The organism is Thiomonas sp. DCM-2 (genome assembly GCF_056820905.1).
The window spans coordinates 1753597-1773271 of the sequence record NZ_CM165962.1; the positions used below are offsets into that span (position 1 = coordinate 1753597).

At 63.6% G+C, this 19675-nt stretch carries 18 protein-coding genes and 2 tRNA genes; 10 read left to right on the forward strand and 10 right to left on the reverse strand.

Translation table 11 applies throughout. The features are described 5' to 3' along the window. Positions 1–87 precede the first annotated feature (87 nt). From ileS to AC1ZQA_RS08500, 3 genes are all read left to right on the forward strand, one after another. The gene (gene ileS / locus AC1ZQA_RS08490; RefSeq protein WP_482676545.1) at positions 88–2967 is read left to right on the forward strand and encodes an isoleucine--tRNA ligase; all 2880 of its coding nucleotides are present in this window, start codon (positions 88–90) and stop codon (positions 2965–2967) included. 9 nt (positions 2968–2976) lie between these two features. After that, entirely contained in the window at positions 2977–3501 is a 525-nt protein-coding gene (lspA, locus tag AC1ZQA_RS08495) for a signal peptidase II (protein WP_482676546.1), read from the forward strand. A 141-nt stretch (positions 3502–3642) separates the two neighbouring features. Further along, positions 3643–4452 carry a DUF2189 domain-containing protein gene (locus AC1ZQA_RS08500; protein WP_482676547.1) on the forward strand — a complete coding sequence of 270 codons (810 nt, stop codon included), beginning with the start codon at positions 3643–3645 and terminating at the stop codon, positions 4450–4452. 87 nt (positions 4453–4539) lie between these two features. Here AC1ZQA_RS08500 and AC1ZQA_RS08505 read toward each other — a convergent pair whose 3' ends face one another. Next, the gene (locus AC1ZQA_RS08505; RefSeq protein WP_482676548.1) at positions 4540–6156 is read right to left on the reverse strand and encodes a peptide chain release factor 3; all 1617 of its coding nucleotides are present in this window, start codon (positions 6154–6156) and stop codon (positions 4540–4542) included. Between the two features lie 181 nt (positions 6157–6337). Here AC1ZQA_RS08505 and dnaQ point away from each other — a divergent pair, with 181 nt between their 5' ends. Both dnaQ and AC1ZQA_RS08515 read left to right on the forward strand, forming a co-directional pair. After that, entirely contained in the window at positions 6338–7057 is a 720-nt protein-coding gene (gene dnaQ / locus AC1ZQA_RS08510; protein WP_482679302.1) for a DNA polymerase III subunit epsilon, read from the forward strand. A 64-nt stretch (positions 7058–7121) separates the two neighbouring features. Then, positions 7122–7196 (forward strand) — tRNA-Val (locus tag AC1ZQA_RS08515). Between the two features lie 79 nt (positions 7197–7275). Here AC1ZQA_RS08515 and AC1ZQA_RS08520 read toward each other — a convergent pair. Next, positions 7276–8079: an exodeoxyribonuclease III gene (locus AC1ZQA_RS08520; RefSeq protein WP_482676549.1), complete on the reverse strand. Its 804-nt coding sequence runs from the start codon at positions 8077–8079 to the stop codon at positions 7276–7278. Here AC1ZQA_RS08520 and AC1ZQA_RS08525 point away from each other — a divergent pair. Then, positions 8078–8878, forward strand: a complete 801-nt coding sequence (locus AC1ZQA_RS08525; RefSeq protein WP_482676550.1) for a DUF4124 domain-containing protein — start codon at positions 8078–8080, stop codon at positions 8876–8878. The two genes, AC1ZQA_RS08520 and AC1ZQA_RS08525, sit on opposite strands and share 2 nt — an antisense overlap. A 12-nt stretch (positions 8879–8890) precedes the next feature. Here AC1ZQA_RS08525 and AC1ZQA_RS08530 read toward each other — a convergent pair whose 3' ends face one another. Further along, positions 8891–9334: a DUF2844 domain-containing protein gene (locus tag AC1ZQA_RS08530; protein ID WP_482676551.1), complete on the reverse strand. Its 444-nt coding sequence runs from the start codon at positions 9332–9334 to the stop codon at positions 8891–8893. 224 nt (positions 9335–9558) lie between these two features. After that, positions 9559–10107 (reverse strand): acetate uptake transporter, encoded by a 549-nt coding sequence (locus tag AC1ZQA_RS08535; protein WP_482679303.1) that lies wholly within the window; start codon positions 10105–10107, stop codon positions 9559–9561. A gap of 287 nt (positions 10108–10394) precedes the next feature. Between AC1ZQA_RS08535 and AC1ZQA_RS08540 the strand changes: the two genes are divergently transcribed. Together AC1ZQA_RS08540 and AC1ZQA_RS08545 are read left to right on the forward strand one after the other, a co-directional pair. Then, positions 10395–11201, forward strand: coding sequence for a sulfite exporter TauE/SafE family protein (locus AC1ZQA_RS08540; RefSeq protein WP_482676552.1), 807 nt, complete (start codon positions 10395–10397; stop codon positions 11199–11201). A 259-nt stretch (positions 11202–11460) separates the two neighbouring features. Continuing rightward, positions 11461–11655 carry a YgaP family membrane protein gene (locus AC1ZQA_RS08545; RefSeq protein ID WP_291521619.1) on the forward strand — a complete coding sequence of 65 codons (195 nt, stop codon included), beginning with the start codon at positions 11461–11463 and terminating at the stop codon, positions 11653–11655. A 239-nt stretch (positions 11656–11894) separates the two neighbouring features. Here AC1ZQA_RS08545 and AC1ZQA_RS08550 read toward each other — a convergent pair. The 4 genes from AC1ZQA_RS08550 to AC1ZQA_RS08565 all read right to left on the reverse strand — a co-directional run bounded on the left by AC1ZQA_RS08550 (position 11895) and on the right by AC1ZQA_RS08565 (position 14830). Beyond that, positions 11895–11984 (reverse strand) — tRNA-Ser (locus AC1ZQA_RS08550). 46 nt (positions 11985–12030) lie between these two features. Then, positions 12031–13323, reverse strand: coding sequence for a serine--tRNA ligase (gene serS, locus AC1ZQA_RS08555; RefSeq protein WP_482676553.1), 1293 nt, complete (start codon positions 13321–13323; stop codon positions 12031–12033). Positions 13324–13385: 62 nt separating this feature from the next. Further along, entirely contained in the window at positions 13386–14348 is a 963-nt protein-coding gene (gene ispH, locus AC1ZQA_RS08560; RefSeq protein WP_482676554.1) for a 4-hydroxy-3-methylbut-2-enyl diphosphate reductase, read from the reverse strand. Positions 14349–14365: 17 nt separating this feature from the next. Next, positions 14366–14830, reverse strand: coding sequence for an FKBP-type peptidyl-prolyl cis-trans isomerase (locus AC1ZQA_RS08565; protein ID WP_482676555.1), 465 nt, complete (start codon positions 14828–14830; stop codon positions 14366–14368). Between the two features lie 79 nt (positions 14831–14909). On the opposite strand from AC1ZQA_RS08565, the gene radC reads away from it, so the two are divergent. Next, positions 14910–15590: a RadC family protein gene (radC, locus tag AC1ZQA_RS08570; RefSeq protein ID WP_482676556.1), complete on the forward strand. Its 681-nt coding sequence runs from the start codon at positions 14910–14912 to the stop codon at positions 15588–15590. Continuing rightward, a complete protein-coding gene (locus AC1ZQA_RS08575; protein ID WP_482676557.1) occupies positions 15587–16288 on the forward strand; it encodes a Smr/MutS family protein in 702 nt (233 codons plus the stop codon). Before radC ends, AC1ZQA_RS08575 begins: the two co-directional genes overlap by 4 nt. 35 nt (positions 16289–16323) lie before the next feature. Here AC1ZQA_RS08575 and AC1ZQA_RS08580 read toward each other — a convergent pair whose 3' ends face one another. Together AC1ZQA_RS08580 and AC1ZQA_RS08585 are read right to left on the reverse strand one after the other, a co-directional pair. Continuing rightward, positions 16324–16794 carry a group II truncated hemoglobin gene (locus tag AC1ZQA_RS08580; protein WP_482676558.1) on the reverse strand — a complete coding sequence of 157 codons (471 nt, stop codon included), beginning with the start codon at positions 16792–16794 and terminating at the stop codon, positions 16324–16326. A gap of 143 nt (positions 16795–16937) precedes the next feature. Continuing rightward, complete coding sequence (locus tag AC1ZQA_RS08585) at positions 16938–19466, reverse strand: ABC transporter permease (RefSeq protein ID WP_482676559.1); 2529 nt, start codon at positions 19464–19466, stop codon at positions 16938–16940. Between the last annotated feature and the right edge of the window lie 209 nt (positions 19467–19675).

Sequence of the window (19675 nt, forward strand, 5' to 3'; positions counted from 1 at the left end):
CGTTCCACGCGGCTCCCCCTCTGGTTTCCGCACTCCTCTGTCCCGCTGGTGCACTGTGTTCGATGCACCCGCCCTGCCCTGAATCCCATGGATCACTCCGCCTCCTCTGCCGCTGATCAACCCGATTACCGCGCAACGCTGAATCTGCCCGATACGCCGTTTCCCATGCGCGGCGATTTGCCCAAACGCGAACCGCAGTGGATTGCGCAGTGGAACGACAACGGCGTCTACCAGCGCCTGCGCGTTGCCCGCGCCGGCGCACCGAAGTTCGTGCTGCACGATGGTCCTCCCTATGCCAACGGCCAGATCCACATGGGCCATGCGGTCAACAAGATTCTCAAGGACATGATCGTCAAGGCGCGGCAGCTCGCGGGGTTCGACGCCGCCTACATCCCCGGCTGGGACTGCCACGGCCTGCCGATCGAAAACGCCATCGAAAAGCAGTATGGCCGCTGCCTCCCGCGTGACGAGATGCAAGCCAAGAGCCGCGCCTACGCCACCGAGCAAATCGCGCAGCAGATGCGCGATTTCCAGCGTCTGGGCGTGCTCGGAGACTGGGCCCATCCGTATCGCACCATGGATTTCGTCAACGAGGCGGCGGAAATCCGCGCATTCAAGCGGGTGATCGAGCGCGGCTTTGTCTATCGCGGCTTGAAGCCGGTGTACTGGTGCTTCGACTGCGGCTCGTCGTTGGCCGAGTTCGAGATCGAGTATGCCGACAAGAAGTCGCAGACCCTGGACGTGGCATTCGAGGCCAATGACCGCGCCGCGCTTGCCGCTGCATTCGGCCTGAGCGCGCTGCCCGATGCGTCCAGACCCGTCTTCGCGGTGATCTGGACGACGACGGCATGGACCATCCCGGCCAACCAGGCGCTCAACCTCAACCCGGAACTCGAGTACGCGCTGGTGGACACGCCGCGCGGCTACCTGGTGCTCGCAGCGTCTCTGGTGGAACACTGCCTGCAGCGCTACCAGCTCGAAGGCACGGTGGTCGCCACCGCCCGCGGCAAGGCGCTGGGCGGGTTGGAGTTCCGCCATCCGCTCTACGAGGTCGATGCAGGCTACCGGCGCCTGTCCCCGGTGTACCTGGCCGACTACGCTACCGCAGACGACGGCACCGGCATCGTGCATTCTTCGCCGGCGTATGGCGTGGACGACTTCAACTCCTGCGTCGCGCACGGCATGGCGTATGCCGACATCCTCAACCCGGTGCAGGGCGACGGCAGCTACGCGCCGGACTTCCCGCTGTTTGGCGGACAGAACATCTGGGAGGCGGTGCCGCGCATCATCGACGCGCTGCGCGATGCCGGACGGCTGATGGCCACGCACACCATCACCCACAGCTATCCGCATTGCTGGCGGCACAAGGTGCCGGTGATCTACCGTGCTGCGGCGCAGTGGTTCATCCGCATGGACGAAGGCGAAGGCGTGTTCACCAAGGACAAGGCGCCCAAGACGCTGCGGCAGATGGCGCTCGAGGCGATCGAGCACACCAGTTTCTACCCGGAAAACGGCAAGGCGCGGCTGCACGACATGATCGCCAACCGGCCCGACTGGTGCATCAGCCGCCAGCGCAGCTGGGGTGTGCCGATCCCGTTTTTTCTGCACAAGGACAGCGGCGCGTTGCATCCGCGCACCATGGAGATTCTCGACATCGCCGCCGAGATGGTCGAGCGCGGGGGCATCGAAGCCTGGAGCAAGGCGAGCGCCGCCGACATCCTCTCCCGCGTGGGCTGCGCGGAGGACGCCGCGCACTACACCAAGAGCACCGACATCCTCGAAGTCTGGTTCGACTCGGGCACCACGCACACCACGGTACTCAAGGGCAGCCATGCCGGAGCCGGGCATGCCGAGGGCCCCGAGGCCGATCTTTACCTCGAAGGCCACGACCAGCACCGCGGCTGGTTCCATTCCTCGCTGCTGACCGCCTGCGCGATGTACGGCCGTGCGCCGTACAAGGGGCTGCTGACGCACGGCTTCACCGTCGACAGCCAGGGTCGCAAGATGAGCAAATCGCTCGGCAACGGCGTCGATCCGCAAAAGACCAGCGAAAAGCTCGGCGCGGAAATCCTCCGCCTATGGGTTGCCGCGTCCGACTATTCCGGCGACATCGCCGGGGACGACAAGATTCTTGCCCGCGTCGTCGACAGTTATCGCCGCATCCGCAACACCCTGCGTTTCCTGCTGGCCAACACCAGCGACTTCGATCCCGCACAGCACGCCGTGCCCCTGTCGCAACTGTTCGAACTCGATCGCTGGGCGCTGGCGCACGCGCGGGATCTGCAGACCGTCATCCTGGCGCATTACGACAAGTATGAATTCCATCCTGTCGTCGCCAAGCTGCAGGTCTATTGCTCGGAAGACCTGGGCGCGTTCTACCTCGACGTACTCAAGGATCGCCTCTACACCACCGCGCCCGACAGCCTGGCGCGGCGCAGCGCGCAGACCGCGCTGTGGCACATCACCCAGGGCATGCTGCGCTGGATGGCGCCCTTCCTCAGCTTTACCGCCGAGGAAGTCTGGTCACTCATCGGCAAGGGCGAGAGCATCTTTGTGGAGACCTACTGGCAGTGGCCGCAGCAGGACGACAGCGCCGTGCTGCTGGAGCAATGGGCGCGCATCCGCGCCGTGCGCGACGCGACCAACAAGCAAATCGAGACACTGCGGGCGCAGGGCAGCATCGGCGCCTCGCTGCAGGCCGAAGTCGATCTGTATGCTCCGCCTGCGGAGCACGCGCTGCTCGATCGGCTGAGGGATGACCTGCGCTTTGTGCTCATCACCTCGCGCGCCACGCTCCACCCTGCAGAAGGCGAATTACGCATCGAAGTTCACCCCACTGCGCACGCCAAGTGCGAGCGCTGCTGGCACTGGCGCGAAGATGTCAATGCCGATCCGGCCCATCCCGGACTGTGCGGCCGCTGCGTGAGCAATCTGTATGGTGCGGGCGAGCCGCGTCACTTCGCCTGAGCAGCGCCCATGCCCTCCGCCCTGTCCAACTCCAGCAACCCGCGCCGCAGCCATGTCTGGCCTTGGTTGTTGGTGACATTGCTCGTCATCCTGGCCGACCAGTTCACCAAATGGCTGGTGCGGCACGACCTGCCACTGAACAGCAGCCTGCCCGTGACCTCGTTTTTCAATCTGGTCTACATCCACAACCCCGGTGCGGCGTTTTCCTTTCTCGCCGGACAGCCGGGGTGGCAGCGCTGGTTTTTCACCGGGCTCAGCCTCGCAGCCTCGGCGTTCATTCTCTGGCTGCTGGTTCGCAACCGGGGGAAGGCGCTGTTCAGCCTCGCGCTGGCGTTCATACTCGGCGGGGCGCTGGGCAATGTGATCGACCGGGTGCTCTGGGGCAAGGTGACCGACTTTCTCGACTTCTACATCACCCTGCACGGTCAGCAATGGCATTGGCCCGCGTTCAACCTCGCCGACTCGGCCATCTTCGTTGGCGCCGTGCTGCTCATCCTGGATGAGCTTCGCCGTTCGCGCACGCGACAGCACTGAAACAGTGACATTGCTTTATCGAGATATCACGATAGAGTCCCCGTGGTATCCCGGGTTGTGCGGCGCTTTGTCGCACCTTAGCCTTCAGAGTCGATGGGTCACCCGATGCAGGCGACCCACTTCATGGAGGAGAACCCGGATATGTCGCCCGAAGAAGCGCAGCATCACCCCTTGGCTGCCGAAACCCGCTCGCGGGTGAGCGTGTGCAGCCTGAGCTGGTCGACCCCGTTTCGCTGGCTGGCTGCTGGCTGGCGCGATTTTTCCCGCTGCCCGGTCGTCGGCCTGACCTATGGCGTGATCTTCACTGCGCTGGGCTGGCTGCTGGCCTGGACCCTGGCGAGCACGCCCGAATACACCCTGATGCTGGCCGCCGGTCTGCTGCTCATCGGCCCGGCGCTGGCCATGGGCCTGATGGAAGCAAGCCGCCGCTGCGAAATCAACCTCAAGGCACGGCTGAATTTCTGTATTCGCTGCTGGTGGCCGCACCGCGGCAGTGTGGCGATCTTCGCTGGGTTGCTCCTGGTCATCGAACTGCTGTGGGGGCGCACCGCACTGGTGGTGTTTGCGCTGTTCTTCGACGCGGGCATGCCCGAGACCGGTGGCGTGCTGCGCCTGTTGCTCGATCCTGCCAATCTGACCTTCGTGCTGGCGTATCTGGGGGTCGCCGTGTTGTTTGGCGGCCTGGTATTCGCGATCAGCGTGGTGTCGATTCCGATGATGCTCGACCGCCCGGTGGACGCTATCACCGCAGCGCTGACCAGCCTGCGCGTCTGCATGGAACACCCGGTGGCCATGGCATGCTGGGCCGCGTTGATCGGGGTGATCAGCCTGCTGGCCATGCTGCCCTTTGGCGTGGGCTGGATCATCGTGCTTCCCGTGATTGGGCATGCCAGTTGGCATGCCTACCGTGGCGTGGTCTGCCCGAGTCTGCAACAACCTGCTGCGGCTTGAGGCAACGCGGAACAAGGCCCTTGCGTGCCGCGCGTCCTGCCTGCGGGCGCCATCGCAGGAACCCACCCAGCGTTGCCCTGAAGACGCTCAGGCCTGCATCTCGGCCTTGAACACCTGTCCGGCGTGTTCACGCAGGGTGTGGAACTGGATCTTCGGGGCGAGTTCCTGCATCACCCGCAGTTCGCTGGCATGCGTGAGCAGTACGGCAGGTGCATCCACCACGTCGTGGGCAATGCGGTGCGCATTGGTCTCGATGAAGCGCTTGAGCGCCTGCGCATCGTCGCAGGTGAACCAGCGCGCCATGCGGTACTTGCTGCCTTCCATGCGCGCATCGACGCCGTATTCCGACTGCAGCCGGTGCTGAACCACATCGAACTGGAGTGTTCCCACCGCACCCAGCAGCAGGCTGCCGCCGGTGAGCGGTCGGAACACTTGAATCGCGCCCTCTTCTCCCAACTGCTGCAGCCCGGTGCGCAGTTGCTTGGTGCGCATGGGGTCCTTGATTTCCACCGAGCGAAACATCTCTGGCGCAAAGAACGGCAGGCCGGTGAACTGCAATTCCTCGCCCTCGCTCAGACTGTCGCCCAGGTGCAGCGTGCCGTGGTTGGGAATGCCGACGATGTCGCCTGCAAAGGCTTCGTCGAGCAACTCGCGGCGCTGCGACATGAAGGTGACCACACTGCCCGGGCGAATGTCCTTGCCGGTGCGGCCGACCCGAATTTTCATCCCCCGCTCGAAATGCCCCGAGACGATACGCACAAAGGCGATGCGGTCGCGGTGCGCCGGGTCCATGTTGGCCTGGATCTTGAACACCACGCCGGTGAAATTCGGCTCGTCAGGCTGCACCACCCGCGTCGTGGCGGCACGCGGCAACGGCGACGGCGCCAGTTCCACCAAGGCATCGAGCACTTCCTGCACACCGAAGTTGTTGATCGCCGAGCCGAAGAACAGCGGTGACTGGCGTCCAGCGAGAAATTCCGCCGCGTCGAACACCGGTGCGGCCTCGCGCAACAAGCCGATCTCGCCCTGCGCCTGCACATAGGGCTGGCCGAATCGCTGCATCGATTCCGGGTTGTCCAGCCCTGTGAGCATCTGATCGTCGTCGCGCACACGCTCCTCGCCCGGGCGGAACACGCGCATGCGATCAAGCCGCAGGTCGTATACACCGTGAAACTCGCGTCCCATGCCCACGGGCCAGGTGAACGGCACCACCGCCATGCCGAGATGGCGCTCGATTTCGTCCATCAGTTCCAGCGGCTGCTTGACCTCACGGTCCATCTTGTTGACGAAAGTGAGGATGGGGGTGTTGCGCGCGCGACAGACTTCGAGCAAGCGCAGCGTCTGCTCTTCCACGCCATTGGCCGCGTCGATCACCATCAGCGCCGCATCCACTGCGGTGAGCACGCGGTAAGTGTCTTCGCTGAAATCCTGGTGACCCGGGGTGTCGAGCAGATTGATCACGCAGTCGCGCCACTCCATCTGCATCACCGACGACGCAACGGAAATGCCCCGCTGTTTCTCGATCTCCATCCAGTCTGAGGTGGCATGGCGGCTGGCCTTGCGTGCTTTCACGCTGCCCGCGATCTGGATCGCGCCGGAAAACAGCAACAGCTTTTCGGTCAACGTGGTCTTGCCCGCATCGGGGTGCGAGATGATGGCGAAGGTGCGCCGTCTGCGGATCTGCTCGGAATCGTTCGTGCTCATGGTCTGCGCCGCCTGCATCGATTCAGGCCGCATTCATCTGGGGTAGGCTTTCAGCTGCGGGGGGGTGCGATAGAAAGCCGTTGACCGGGCATTGCAGCCCACCCGCCCGCGCTTTCGTGTGGCTTGCGACAAGCCTGACCGGCGTCGCAACAGACCTGCTATTTTGCCTGAGACACCCGCCATGACACGCCAGATCGTGCTTGACACCGAGACAACCGGACTCAATCCTGGAAGCGGTGACCGCATCATTGAAATTGCCGGCGTCGAACTGTTCAACCGCCGCCTCACCGGCAAACATTTTCACGCCTATCTCAATCCTGGGCGCGCCAGCCATCCTGACGCGCTCAAGGTTCATGGTCTTACCGAAGAATTCCTCGCGGACAAGCCGCGGTTCGAACAGATTGCCGCAGACATGCTGGAGTTCGTGCGCGACGCAGAAGTCATCATCCATAATGCCCCATTCGATTGCGCCTTTCTTGACGCCGAACTCGACCGCATGAGTCAGCCCGCTTTCAGGCAGCACGTTGCGCAGATCACCGATACGCTGGTGATGGCCAAGATGCAGTTCCCGGGCAAGTTCAACAACCTCGACGCACTGTGCCGACGATTTGGCATCGACAACGCGCACCGCACCCTGCACGGCGCCCTGCTTGACGCGGAACTTCTTGCCGAGGTGTACCTCAGCCTCACACGCGGACAGGACAGTCTTGTGATCGATCTTGAAGCGCCGCAGCATCAAGCCGTAACCGCCACAAAACCACTGGACGCCTTCTCGCTGCCCTTTGCACGCCTGAGCGAAGCCGACCGCCTGGCCCACGAGGCCTTTCTTCAGCTTCTCGACAAGAAAACCAAGGGCCAGAGCATCTGGCGCCCGCAGCCTGCGCAGCCCGCAAATGAGTGACTCGAAAAATGTGCAATAATCACAGACTTTCTTGATTGCACCGCACCTGAGCGCGGCGCAACTCGGGCGGTTAACTCAGCGGTAGAGTGCCACCTTCACACGGTGGAAGCCACTGGTTCGATCCCAGTACCGCCCACCACGCAGAACCCATTTCCAGAACTGAAAAGCAGCCAACAGGCTGCTTTTTTGCTTTTTGCCTGCCTCCGCCTTGCGCCGCTTCAGGCGTAATCAATGGTCAGCGGGGCATGATCGGAAAAACGCTGCTCCGTGTAGATCCAGGCGCTGCCGGGCTTGGCGCGCGCGGCCACGCCGGGCGTGGCGAGGTGATAGTCGATCCGCCAGCCGACGTTTTTTGCCCGGGCCTGCCCGCGGTTGCTCCACCAGGTGTACCGATCGGGGTTCGGATCAATCTGGCGAAACACATCGACATAGCCTGCCTCGTCCAGCAAGCGTGTCATCCAGGCGCGTTCTTCAGGCAAAAAACCGCTGTTCTTGAGGTTGCCTTTCCAGTTCTTCAGATCGATTTCCTTGTGGGCAATGTTGACGTCGCCACACAGGAGCACTTCTCCTGCAGATTTCAGGGCACGAAGATGCTCATAAAAATCCGTCAGAAAGCGGAATTTCGCCTGCTGGCGCTCATCCGAGCTGGAACCGGAAGGAAAGTAGGCGGACACGATGGTCAGGCGCTTGCCGCCAGCGAGTGTGTATGTGGTCTCGACATAGCGCCCTTCCGCATCGAACTCGGCATGACCGAAGCCGATGCGCACATCGTCGGGCGTGTGCTTCCAGTACAGGCCGACTCCGCTGTATCCGGGTTTGACCGCGTGGTGAAACGCGGCGCCGGGCAGTCCTCCCAGTTCCCGCAATGCTGGGGTCATGTCCGCATCGAGTGCCTTGAGTTCCTGCACGCACAGCACGTCCGGGCGTGCCTGTTCCCGCAGCCAGGCATCCACACCCTTGTCCGCTGCAGAGCGCACACCGTTGAGATTGAGGGAAGTCACACGCATTGGGAAAGGCATCATGGGCGTTCAGAAAGTCTGGATGATCGATGCCACTCGGGGGAACGGACTCTTCGCAGTCGGTCGAAGAAACGATGCAGAACTCGCCTGTGGCAGGAAAAAGCAAGGCACAATAAACAAGCGATCCGTCACCGCTGCGGCCGCTTTCGACATTGTTGCAGGACACCGACTTGAGCCGTCCATGAAATTGACCCCGCCTCGCTTTCGCGCACTTTCTTTTTGTCTTTTGCTCAGCGCTGCGCAGGGGGCGCATGCGGACATCTATCTCTGTCGGGACGCAAATGGCACGCTCGTCTCAAGTGACCGCCTGACCAATGATTGTCTGACCTACGGGGGCAGAGTCATTGGCTCGGATGGCACGGTGCGCCGCCGCATTCTGACCGCCAAGGAGCAGGCGCAGGCGGCACAAGAGACTGAAGCGGCGCAAAGCCTTGCCAGGCAGCAGCGTGAAAGGCAGCGGGAAGATCGCGCCCTGCTGTTGCGCTACCCGAACGAGGCAGCGCTGGAACAGGCACGGCTCAACGATCTGGATCGTCCCAATGCACTGATTCGAGATGCAAAAAAGCAGCTCACCGCGTTGGAGCGCCAACTCAAGCAGTTGAACATCGACGCGCAGTTTTATCCGCAGGGCCCGCTGCCCCTGGAATTGCGCACCAAATTCGACGAGAACAAGGTGCTGACCCAGCAGGAAAACACTCTGATTACCGGGCAGAACGCAGAAATCGCGCGCATCAACCGGGAGTACGACGCGCTGCGCGCGCGGCTGAAGCCGCTTTGGGCCCGTGCGGCATCGGCGCGATGAAGCGCTCGGCGTTCAGGGGGCGAGGCCGTTGGGGTCGAAATCCATGGGCATGAGAGACGGTACATAAGCCACGCCCTCGGCGCCCCAAGGCTGGCGAACACTGCGCACGACCACTTGCATGCCATGGGCGGTGTGCGGTTCGCCGATGTGAACTTGTTGGAAAAAGCGTGTGACGACTGTCTCCGCACTGACGGGCTGCGGACCAGCCCAGGTGATGGCAAACAGGCGTCCATCTGCGCCGATGTATTCCTGCACGGGGATGCCATGCGGACCAGCGCTTGAGTGGATCTGCACGTCATTCGGCACCGAGCGGGCCACGACTCTTGCCGTGGTCGTCGGGGCCTGCAGCCCGACGACAGCAGACGTGGTGGGAAAGGGTTTCTGGCCGAGACTGGCCCAGGCAAGGGGCGCGGCCAAAGACACGACCACGCCGAGAACGATCCAGCGATTTTTCATGATGTGAACAGGCTCTTGTGTTCAAGTGCCCGGTCTGCCCTGACGGACAGCCGCATCTGATGACAGCGTCATGCCGGAAGGAATTCCCGGCATGACGCGGCACTCATCTCTCAATGCTGCAGTGCAAAACTGACGTTTTGCTGAATCAGTTCATGCTGATTCTGTTCTCGAATGCGGCGCTGCATCATCTGGTTCGGACACATCATGTGCCCAGAACAGCATGATCAGACCGGCAATGCGGCGCGGCCCCAAGCCTCATTGATGATCTCGGCAGCAGCCAGATAGAACGCCAGTGCCGCTGTGAGCAACCCGAGATAGCCGCCAAACACCGTCAAGCCGCCATTGCCCGTCATGGCGCCTGCGGCGAGCAGGAAAAATGTCGGCGTCAGCGCGGTGAAAACCAGCATCAGCCCACGTCCCTTTTTCCAGGTTGCAATCCACAGATAGGTCGTAAAAACGCCCCAGAGCAGGAGGTACCAGCCAACAAACGGCCCCTGTACACCCTTGGAGAAAAAGTCGACGAACAGCGCGAAGCTCCACCAGAAAGCGCCATATCCGCAGAAGGCCACAAACCCGAACCCGTTGCCAACCCCAGCTTCCATGATGCCGGCAACAAACTGCGCCGTGCCGCCAAACGCAAATGCTGCGGCCAAGACCATGGGGACATCCGCCCCAGGAAACCAGCCTGCGTTCACCATGCTGAGCAGCCAGGTCGTCAGGGCAAATCCAGACAAGCCCAGCGGGGCCGGGTTGATCGCTTTTTTTCCGTCCATTTCATTCTCCTCGTTGTTTTCAGGGAGCATGACAATCGTGTCATGCAGATCAGCCCTGCGGGCGATCCGCGCGCAGCATCGACAATCTGGCTGACGGCTGGCCTACATGTCACAGACAGGCTGAACGAATTACACCCTGTTGCCTTGGTATCCCCTTGCCCAAACAAAATCTTGCCTCGCCACAGTTCCGCACAAATCCTCACAGCCCCTATAAGGATGTTCTTATATGCTGCACCGGAAATGACCAAAACGCGTCTTTTGAATATTGACCCGCATCTTCTCTCACCATGCTTGCAGACCTGACACTGACCCAACACATCCTGTCCGTCGTTTCCGGCGTGGCAGTCGGATTCACGCTCGGCCTGATCGGGGGCGGCGGCTCCATTCTTGCGGTACCGCTTCTGCTGTATCTGGTGGGTTATCCCAACCCCCACGTCGTGATCGGCACGACGGCGCTGGCGGTGTCTGTCAATGCCTACATCAACCTCATCCCGCATGCGCGCGCTGGCAATGTGCGCTGGAAAGAGGCCGTCATTTTCGCGATCATGGGTGCAATTGCCGCCTTCGTCGGATCGACGCTCGGCAAGGCAGTCGATGGCAAAAAACTGCTGTTCCTCTTTGCCATTTTGATGCTGGTGATTGCTGTTCTGATGGCCCGGCCGAAAAAGGTCAAAGAAGGCGATTTCGCAGGGCATCCGGGGCAGTTCTCGATGTGGAAGCTGCTCCTGTCGGCGGGAATCGTGGGCATGCTCTCCGGCTTTTTCGGCATTGGCGGCGGCTTTCTCATCGTCCCCGGCCTCGTGTTTGCCACCGGCATGCCCATGCTGGCGGCCATCGGCTCTTCCCTGTTTTCGGTCGGCACCTTTGGTCTGACCACAGCAGTGAATTACGCCAGTTCCGGTCTGCTGGACTGGACGGTGGCCGGCCTCTACATCGCAGGGGGAATCGCCGGTGGCGTGCTCGGTGCGCGATTGGCGACCCATCTGGGCAAGGGCAGCAAAGGCACGCTGAACATCATTTTCGCGGCATTGGTCGCCGTGGTTGCGGTCTACATGATCTACAGGAACATGTCGGCCTTCGGCATTCATCTGTAAGCGCAGAGCCATCGCGCCTTGCACGGACTCGATAGAACCTGGCGGGGGGCTGCAGGCTGCCTACAAGTCATTGAGGAAAGGTCGCCGTCTTGCCAAGGACGCATTCGCAGCCGCAAAGCAGCGCGAGAAAAGTCCCTGACTTGCCGTGGAGACCAATGGGTCGAGCGACCGGATTTGGGAGATTCCCGCGGGGGATCTGAAGTCTGCGATCATTGCAAGAGGTCACCGGGCCCGATGACCAACTCAAGAGGAGCACAACATCACTGTGAATGAAGGAACCCTGGATCGCACGCTGCGCGTGATTGTGGGACTTGTTCTGATTGGCCTGACGCTCACGCATGTGATTGGCGTCTGGGGCTGGATCGGCGTCGTGCCGCTGGTGGCCGGCGCTGTGGGTATCTGCCCGCTCTACAGCTTGCTCGGCATTCGCACCTGCCCGATGCGCAAGAACTGAGAGGGCAAAACCGATCTCTGGGACTGCTTCGAAGCGCGGGCGGTCAGCTTGCTGATTCGGGAGCGGCACGGTCCGCCAAGGACGGCTGCCGACTTGATTCATGTAGCAAGTTTGAAAGATCAAACATCGACTCTCTCATGGCGCCGGATGACGGCGAATTGTTTTTGCCAGAGCATGAAGTTTTGCCATGCAAAAAAGCCACCGGCAAGGGTGGCTATGCATCTTTGCAACAGTTGATCTGGCGGAAAGGGAGGGATTCGAACCCTCGGTAGGCTTGCGCCTACGCCTGATTTCGAGTCAGGTACATTCGACCACTCTGCCACCTTTCCGGGTGTTTGTTTTCCGCGGTCATTCGGAAAAACACATAAGTATATCTCAGACGTTGGGCAGCAGTTCGGACAGGCCTCCCATGTATGGCTGCAGGGCCTTGGGGATTGTGATGCCGCCGTCGGCGCGCTGGTGGTTTTCGAGCATGGCAACCAGGGTGCGCCCAACGGCGAGGCCGGAGCCGTTCAGGGTGTGCGCCAGCTCGGGTTTTCCGCCGTCTGTGCGGTACCTGGCTTGCATGCGTCGGGCCTGGAAGGCCTGCATGTTGGAGCACGAGGAAATTTCGCGGTAGGTGTTCTGCGCGGGCAGCCAGACTTCGATGTCGTGGGTGCGCGCACTGCCGAAGCCCATGTCTCCGGTGCACAGCACGATGGTGCGGTAGGGTAGTTCGAGACGCTGCAGGATGGTCTCTGCGTGTGCGGTGAGTGTTTCGAGCGCGGCGGCAGAGTCTTCCGCCCGGGTGATCCAGACCAGTTCCACTTTGTCGAACTGGTGCTGACGGATCAGGCCGCGCACATCCCGCCCGCCCGAGCCGGCTTCGGATCGAAAGCAAGGCGTGTGCGCGACGAATCGCAGCGGCAGTTGGTCGGCGTCGAGAATCTGTTCGCGCACCAGATTGGTCAGCGGCACCTCGGCGGTGGGGATGAGGTAGTGGTTCTCGCCCTCGCCATGCTGGACGGGGAACAGGTCTTCCTCGAACTTGGGCAGCTGGCCGGTGCCACGCAGCGCCGGTGCGGCGACGATGTAGGGAACATAGGCCTCGGTGTAGCCGTGCTCGGTGGTATGCACGTCGAGCATGAACTGGGCCAGCGCGCGGTGCAACCGTGCGATCTGTCCACGCAGCACGGCAAAGCGCGCGCCAGACATGCGGGCGGCTGCCTCAAAGTCCAGCCCCAGTGCCGTACCGATATCGACGTGATCACGCACGGGGAAATTGAAGGTGCGCGGCGTGCCCCAGCGCCGCAATTCGACGTTGTGGGTTTCGTCCGCGCCGACCGGGACATCCTCTGCAGGCAGATTGGGCACGGCCATCAGCAGATCGAACAGCTCGGCCTGCAGCGCGTCCAGCCGGGCGGCATCGGCCTCGAGGGTTGTCTTGATGTTGCCGACTTCCTCCATGATGGCCGCAACGTCCTCCCCCCTGGACTTGGCGTGACCGATCTGTTTGGACAACTGGTTGCGTCGCGCCTGTAGATCTTCAGTGCGCTTTTGCAGGGTTTTTCGCTCCGCCTCCAGCGCGTCGAAGCGGGCCACGTCCAGGTAGGGCTGCGGTGATTTGCGGGTGTCCAGGCGTTTGATGACATGCGGCAGATCTTTGCGCAGCAGGGTGATGTCGAGCATGATGGGAATGGAAAGTAGGAGAGCCGCACGCGCTCGGCGGCGGCACGAGGGACATCTGAAAATCAGGGTTCGGCTTGGACAACCAGGCCGCGGGGCAGAGGAAATTGCACGGATTCGGTCACGCCGTCCACACTGCGCACCGAGACGGCGCCGAGTTGTCTGAGGCGGGCGATGACTTGTTCCACCAGAGTTTCTGGGGCCGACGCACCGGCGGTGAGTCCGATCTGCCGCGCGCCGTGCACCCATTCGGGGCGCAGGTCCTCTGCGCGATCGACCATGTAGGCGGGCTTGCCCATGCGCTGTGCCACTTCGCGCAGGCGGTTGGAGTTGGAACTGGTGGGGCTGCCAACCACGATCAGCACATCGACCTGCGGGGTGAGCACCTTGACAGCGTCCTGTCGGTTTTGGGTTGCGTAGCAGATGTCCTGCTTTTTCGGCTCGTGGACTTGCGGAAAGCGCTGGCGCAAGGCGGCGACGATCTCGGCCGCATCGTCCACCGACAGCGTGGTCTGGGTGACGTAAGCCACGGGCGCATCCAGCGCGATGGGCAAGCGCGCAACATCGTCCACGGTCTGCACCAGATGGATGCCGTCGGCCTGTCCCATCGTGCCTTCGACCTCGGGGTGTCCGGCGTGGCCGATCATCACGATTTCCAGGCCATTGCGACGCATCTTGGCCACTTCCACATGGACCTTGGTGACCAGCGGACAGGTGGCGTCGAACACCCGCAACCCCAGCGCCTGCGCCTGTGCGCGGACGGCCTGCGACACACCGTGCGCTGAAAACACGACGGTACCGCCCTTGGGCACGGCTTCGAGTTCTTCGACGAAGATCGCCCCCTTGGACTTCAGATCGTTCACCACATAGGTGTTGTGGACGATTTCGTGGCGCACATAGATCGGTGCACCAAACCGGGCCAGGGCATGTTCGACGATATCGATCGCGCGGTCCACCCCAGCGCAGAATCCGCGCGGGTTGGCCAGCAACACCTGCGGCTGATCGTGCGAAGGAGAATCTTGGGACATGAGGGGAAAATCCGTTGTCACAGCACAGCGAGCAGGTGCACTTCGAACTGGGTCGGGCAGTCCGCCAGGGGATGGTTGAAATCGAGCAGCAGCGCATCGCGCTCGGTGTCCACCTCGCGCACCAGTGCGGTGAGCAGCCCTGGTTCGCCATCGGCGCTGGTGGGCAGGCGCAGACGCAACACGTCACCGACCAGCGGTTGCGGGCCGGGGCGTTCGCGCGACGCCTCGACCACGCTGCGCGACACCCAGCGCAGCAATCCAGGGATGCGGGCGCCAAACGCTGCGCCAGCAGGCAGATCGAATCGGGTGTGCGTCCCCTCCTCCATGCCGATCAGCAGCGCCTCCAGCGCGGGGCTGAGCTGGCCCTGACCCAGGGTGAGCGTAGCCGGTGTATGGCCGAAGGTGTTCACCGCATCCACACCGCCCGGATCGCTCAGGCGGTAATGCAGGGTGAGATAGGAATCAGCTTGAACGCAGGGCACGATGAGAGACGGGCAGGCAAAATAGCGCAGACGCGCAAGATGGACGCGAGACAAAGGCACATTTTAGGTGGAACCCCGCATGGCCACGCGCATCGCCGATCTCCCCATGGACGCCCGCCCCCGCGAGAAGTTGCTGGCGCGCGGCCCGCACGCCCTGGCGGACGCCGAGCTGGTCGCCATCGTGCTGCGCACTGGTGTGCGCGGTCAAAGCGCGATCGACCTGGCTGCCGCATTGCTTGATCGTTTCGGTGGTCTGCACGGTCTGCTCAATGCCCCAGCCGATCAATTGCGCATGGTGAAGGGGCTGGGAGCGGCCAAGTACGCGGAAATCGCCGCCGTGCTCGAACTCGCCCGGCGCACCCTGAACGAGCAGATGCAGCAGCAACCCTTGCTCGACTCGCCCACAGCCGTGCGCGACTACCTGCGCCTGTGGCTCGGGCCGCAGCCAGTGGAAATTTTTTCCGCCCTGTTTCTCGACAGCCAGCACCGCCTCATTGCGGCGGAAGAGCTTTCGCGCGGCACTCTGGCGCACACCAGCGTGTACCCGCGCGAAATCGTGAAAGCCGCACTGCGCCTGAATGCCGGCGCGCTCATTCTGGCGCACAACCATCCCAGCGGAGTGGCCGAACCCTCTGCCGCCGACCGCGCACTGACGCAGGCCTTGCAATCCGCCCTGGCCCTGGTGGAGGTGCGCGTGCTCGATCATCTGGTGGTCACGCGGCAGACCGTGTTTTCCTTTGCGGAGCGAGGCTTGCTGTGAAGCACGGCGCCCCTGCGCACAAGGCCAGCGGCCTGGACGCGCTGCACGATTTGCGCAAGCGCCTGCGGTCGCCACCCGCTGCGCCGCAGCCTGCCCAGACTGCGCTGGCCCCGGTTGCTGCAGCGCCTGCGCAGGCGGTACCCACACAGGCCGATCGCGCGCTGTTTCGCACAGCCGCAGTCGGTGCACGGCCGCTTGCCCTGCCAGATCACCCTCCCCCGCCTGGCCTGCAGCGCAAGCCCCCTGCGGCCATACCGCTGCAGCATGTGCGCGATGAACAGGCCGTGCTGCGCGAGGCCATGTCGGACGAGCTCGATCTGGATCATCTGCTGGAAACCGACGCCACCCTGTCGTGGCGGCGCGATGGCATCGGCTCGGACACCCTGCGCAAGCTGCGGCGCGGCCACTGGACCATCCAGAATGAGATCGACCTGCACGGCCTGCGCCGCGACGAGGCGCGCGAGGCACTGGGACAGTTTCTGCGGACCGCACTGCAGCGGGAGTGGCGCTGCGTTCGGGTGATTCACGGCAAGGGCCTGAGCTCGCCGCTGCGCGAGCCGGTGCTCAAACACAAGGTGCGCAGCTGGCTGATGCAGCGCGATGAGGTGATGGCCTATGTACAGGCCCGCCCGAGTGATGGCGGCGCCGGGGCGCTGGTATTGCTGCTGCGCTCCGCGCGGCGCACGGAGCGCGGCTGATCGGTGTCGGCGAATCCGTGCAGGATTGGCGCAGCTCAGCCGTGCACCACGTTGCCCGCCGGCATATTGCCCTGCTCGGCCTTGTTGCGCATCCAGTCAGCGGTTCCGGCGAAGGCTTCATGCAACTGGCGGCGAAGGTCAGGTTCCATGTCCACTTCGTTCAGAGTCTGCACCATGCAGGCCATCCACTCGTCGCGTTCCTTGGTGCCGATGGCATAGGGAAAATGCCGCATGCGCAGACGCGGGTGACCAAAGCGCGGCGAGTACAGATCGGGCCCGCCCAGCCAGCCGCTCAGAAACCAGAACAGCTTGTCGCGCGTTTCTTCCGAATGGGTGGGGTGCATGGCGCGCAGATCGGCGTACTGCGGCTCCAGATCCATGAGGTCGTAGAAGTGATCGACCAGCTTGCGTACCCCCGCCTCGCCGCCAAGCCGCTGATAGGGCGTGCTGGCCTCGGGTTCGGGCGCGGAAGGGACGGGAGCGATGGAAATGGCAGCAGAGGTCATGGGAGCGGACAGTCTGTGGAATGAGGCGAGAGGACGCCGAAAACAGAGAAAAATACTGCGCGATTATGGGAGATGCGCCCCGGATCGGCTTGTTGCAAATCAATCCCCGGATTTGCGGCGCTCAAAAAACGGCCTCACATCCCCTATCCCAACTGGCGCAGGTTTTGCCCCGGCGCTCGGCGCAGGATCTCGCGCAGGCTCCACCATCCGGCCAGCATGGCCAGCGCCGCCGCGGCCACCATGGACGCAGGCCAGAGCAGCAAGGGTGGCTGCCAGGGAAAGTGGAACACCCAGTGGGTCAGCGCAGCGCCGACCGCAGCGGCTCCCGCCGCACCAAGCAGACCGGCAACCGCACCCACCCAGAGCATTTCCAGCAGCGCCATGCGCCGCAGCAACTGCGACGACGCCCCAAGCGCGCGCCACACCGCCATGTCCCGCGCCCGGTCCTGGCGCGACAGCGCCAGCGACGCTGCCAGCACCAGCAACCCGGCCGCCAGCGCGAACAGAAACAGGAACTGCACCGCGGTGATGACCTGATCGATCAGCTTGCGCAGGTGCGCCAGCAGGCTGCCCACGTCCACCACGGTGAGATTGGGGAACTGCCGCACCAGCGTGTCGTCCATGCGCTGCGCGTCTCCCGGGGCGTGATAGGCGGCCAGGTAGGTCACGGGCTGATCCCTGAGCATGGATTGCGGCAGCAGCACGAAGAAGTTGGCGTGCATCGAACTCCAGTCCACGTGGCGCACGCTGGTCACTGGGGCTGACACGCGCTGGCCCGCGATGTCGAAGGTCAGGGTGTCGCCCAGCTTGAAGCCCAGGGTCTTGGCGATTCCCTGTTCGACGGACAGGCCCTTCGCGTTCGGCCCGGCGGTGTCTTCCCAATTGCCGGCCACCACGGTGTTGGCCTTGGGCAGCGTGGCGCTGGCGGAAAGGTTGAATTCCCGGTCGATCAGGTCGCGGGCGCGGATATCGCTGTAATCGCGGCCAAACACCGCGCGTCCGTTGATCGCCACCAGGCGCCCGCGCAGCATCGGATACCAGTCCGGCTGGGTCACGCCGTCCTGCTGCAGGGCGGCCAGAAAGTCCCTGGTCTGCGCCGGCTGGATGTTGATGACAAAACGATCTGGCGCGTTGGTCGGAATGGACGCACGCCACGCGTCGATCAGGCTGGTGCGCATCAGCACCAGCAGCACCAGGGCCAGCAGCCCCAGGCTCAATGCCGTGATCTGGATCACTGCGCTCCACGGCCGGGTGGACAACTGCCGCATGGCCATCTGCAGCAGCCCGCCTGCCGCATGGGACGTCGCGGCATGGCCGCGTATCCAGCGTCGCAGCCCCCATGTGATCAGCCAGGACAGCAGCGCGAACAACAAGGCCAGCCCGACGAAGCCCCCCGCGGCAATTGCACCCAGCCGAAGGTCACCGGCCTGCAGCCACAGCAGCACCGCAAACGCACCCATGCCGGCGAACACCGTGATGAATGGCGCGGACTGCAGCCGTCCCAGGCTGCGACGCAGCACCGCCAGCGGCGGCACCCGCGCCAGTTGCAGGATGGCGGGCAGCCCGAACGCGAGCAACAGCACCATGCCCGTGGCCGCGGCAAACAGCGCGGGCATCCAGCCGGGCGCGGGCAGCTCGCGCACCTGCACCTGGATCAGCCCGTGCAGCAGCCCGATCAGGGCCGCCTGCGCTGCCAGGCCAAGCACAACCCCCAGCGCTGCAGCCAGCCCGCCCAACCAGACAAACTCGGCGGTGTAGCGACGCAGCAGCACCCCCTGACGCAGTCCCAGCGCCTTGAACACGGCGCAGGACTGCAGGCGCCGCCGGGCAAAGTCCCGCGCCGACTGCGCCACGGCCACTGCCGCCATCAGGGCGGTGATCAGCGCGACAAGATGCAGAAAGTCGGCGGCGCGCTTGAGCGTCTGCTCCTGCGCCGGACCGCTGTCGGCAACAGTCTCGACCCGCATGCCGCGCGTGGCGGTCTGGCGAATGTGGGCCTGCGCCCAGTCGGCATAGTCCGCAGCCGCCTTCTCTGGCCCGGCAACCGCGAGGCGATAGGTCACCCGGCTGGCGGGCTGGATCAACCCGGTGGCCGGAAGATCGTCCCGGTTCATCATGACCCGCGGGGCAAAGTTGATGAAGCCCGCGCCGGTGTCCGGCTCGCGCACCAGCACCGCAGCGATGCGAAACCGCGCATCGCCAAGCTGAAGCAGATCACCCACCTGCAACCGCAGCGCGCCGAGCACACTGGCGTTCACCCACACAGTTCCAGGCGTCGGCGGGCCGCTGCGCGACACTTCCGGGCCTTGCAGACTGTCGCGCAACACGACTTGCGCAATCAGCGGGTAATGCGCGCCGACCGCCTTGAGCGAAACCAGGCGGGTGTGGTCTCCGCGCACGTCGAGCGCCATGCTGGGAAACACCGCAGTCTGCATCAGGCGCAGCCCCCTGGCCTGTGCCTGTTGCACGTAGATTGGGGCAATGGGATGGTCACTCGCCACCACCACGTCGCCGCCTATGAGTTGCGCGGCGTCGCGCACCAGCGCACCCTGCAGCCGCTGGGCAACAAAGCCCACCGCGGACAGCGCCGCAACAGCGAGCACCAGCGAAAAGAACAACAGCCGCAGCTCGCCGCTGCGCCAGTCACGCCAGAACTGCCGGAGAGATTGCATAGAGACCAGGCGCCTTGTCCGCCACTGAAAGTCAAGTCGAGCCGCATTGTCCTTGCAACGTCGCAAGGCCGCAGGCAAAAGGACTTTGAACCCCGGCGTCCGGACGGCCCCTGAAGAGTAGGATGCCAGCCTTGCCAAGCGACGGGAGGGCGCCGGACCTTCCCGCCGCAGCATCCCGGATGCGCCCGATGCGTCCACGCCCCCTCATC

What these genes read in the sequence shown, in the direction of transcription:
- ileS (WP_482676545.1), top strand. Translation starts at nt 88, where the DNA reads ATGGATCACTCCGCCTCCTCTGCCGCTGATCAACCCGATTACCGCGCA.
- lspA (WP_482676546.1), top strand. Translation starts at nt 2,977, where the DNA reads ATGCCCTCCGCCCTGTCCAACTCCAGCAACCCGCGCCGCAGCCATGTC.
- AC1ZQA_RS08500 (WP_482676547.1), top strand. Translation starts at nt 3,643, where the DNA reads ATGTCGCCCGAAGAAGCGCAGCATCACCCCTTGGCTGCCGAAACCCGC.
- AC1ZQA_RS08505 (WP_482676548.1), bottom strand. Translation starts at nt 6,156, where the DNA reads ATGAGCACGAACGATTCCGAGCAGATCCGCAGACGGCGCACCTTCGCC.
- dnaQ (WP_482679302.1), top strand. Translation starts at nt 6,338, where the DNA reads ATGACACGCCAGATCGTGCTTGACACCGAGACAACCGGACTCAATCCT.
- AC1ZQA_RS08525 (WP_482676550.1), top strand. Translation starts at nt 8,078, where the DNA reads ATGGGCGTTCAGAAAGTCTGGATGATCGATGCCACTCGGGGGAACGGA.
- AC1ZQA_RS08520 (WP_482676549.1), bottom strand. Translation starts at nt 8,079, where the DNA reads ATGATGCCTTTCCCAATGCGTGTGACTTCCCTCAATCTCAACGGTGTG.
- AC1ZQA_RS08530 (WP_482676551.1), bottom strand. Translation starts at nt 9,334, where the DNA reads ATGAAAAATCGCTGGATCGTTCTCGGCGTGGTCGTGTCTTTGGCCGCG.
- AC1ZQA_RS08535 (WP_482679303.1), bottom strand. Translation starts at nt 10,107, where the DNA reads ATGGACGGAAAAAAAGCGATCAACCCGGCCCCGCTGGGCTTGTCTGGA.
- AC1ZQA_RS08540 (WP_482676552.1), top strand. Translation starts at nt 10,395, where the DNA reads ATGCTTGCAGACCTGACACTGACCCAACACATCCTGTCCGTCGTTTCC.
- serS (WP_482676553.1), bottom strand. Translation starts at nt 13,323, where the DNA reads ATGCTCGACATCACCCTGCTGCGCAAAGATCTGCCGCATGTCATCAAA.
- ispH (WP_482676554.1), bottom strand. Translation starts at nt 14,348, where the DNA reads ATGTCCCAAGATTCTCCTTCGCACGATCAGCCGCAGGTGTTGCTGGCC.
- radC (WP_482676556.1), top strand. Translation starts at nt 14,910, where the DNA reads ATGGCCACGCGCATCGCCGATCTCCCCATGGACGCCCGCCCCCGCGAG.
- AC1ZQA_RS08580 (WP_482676558.1), bottom strand. Translation starts at nt 16,794, where the DNA reads ATGACCTCTGCTGCCATTTCCATCGCTCCCGTCCCTTCCGCGCCCGAA.
- AC1ZQA_RS08585 (WP_482676559.1), bottom strand. Translation starts at nt 19,466, where the DNA reads ATGCAATCTCTCCGGCAGTTCTGGCGTGACTGGCGCAGCGGCGAGCTG.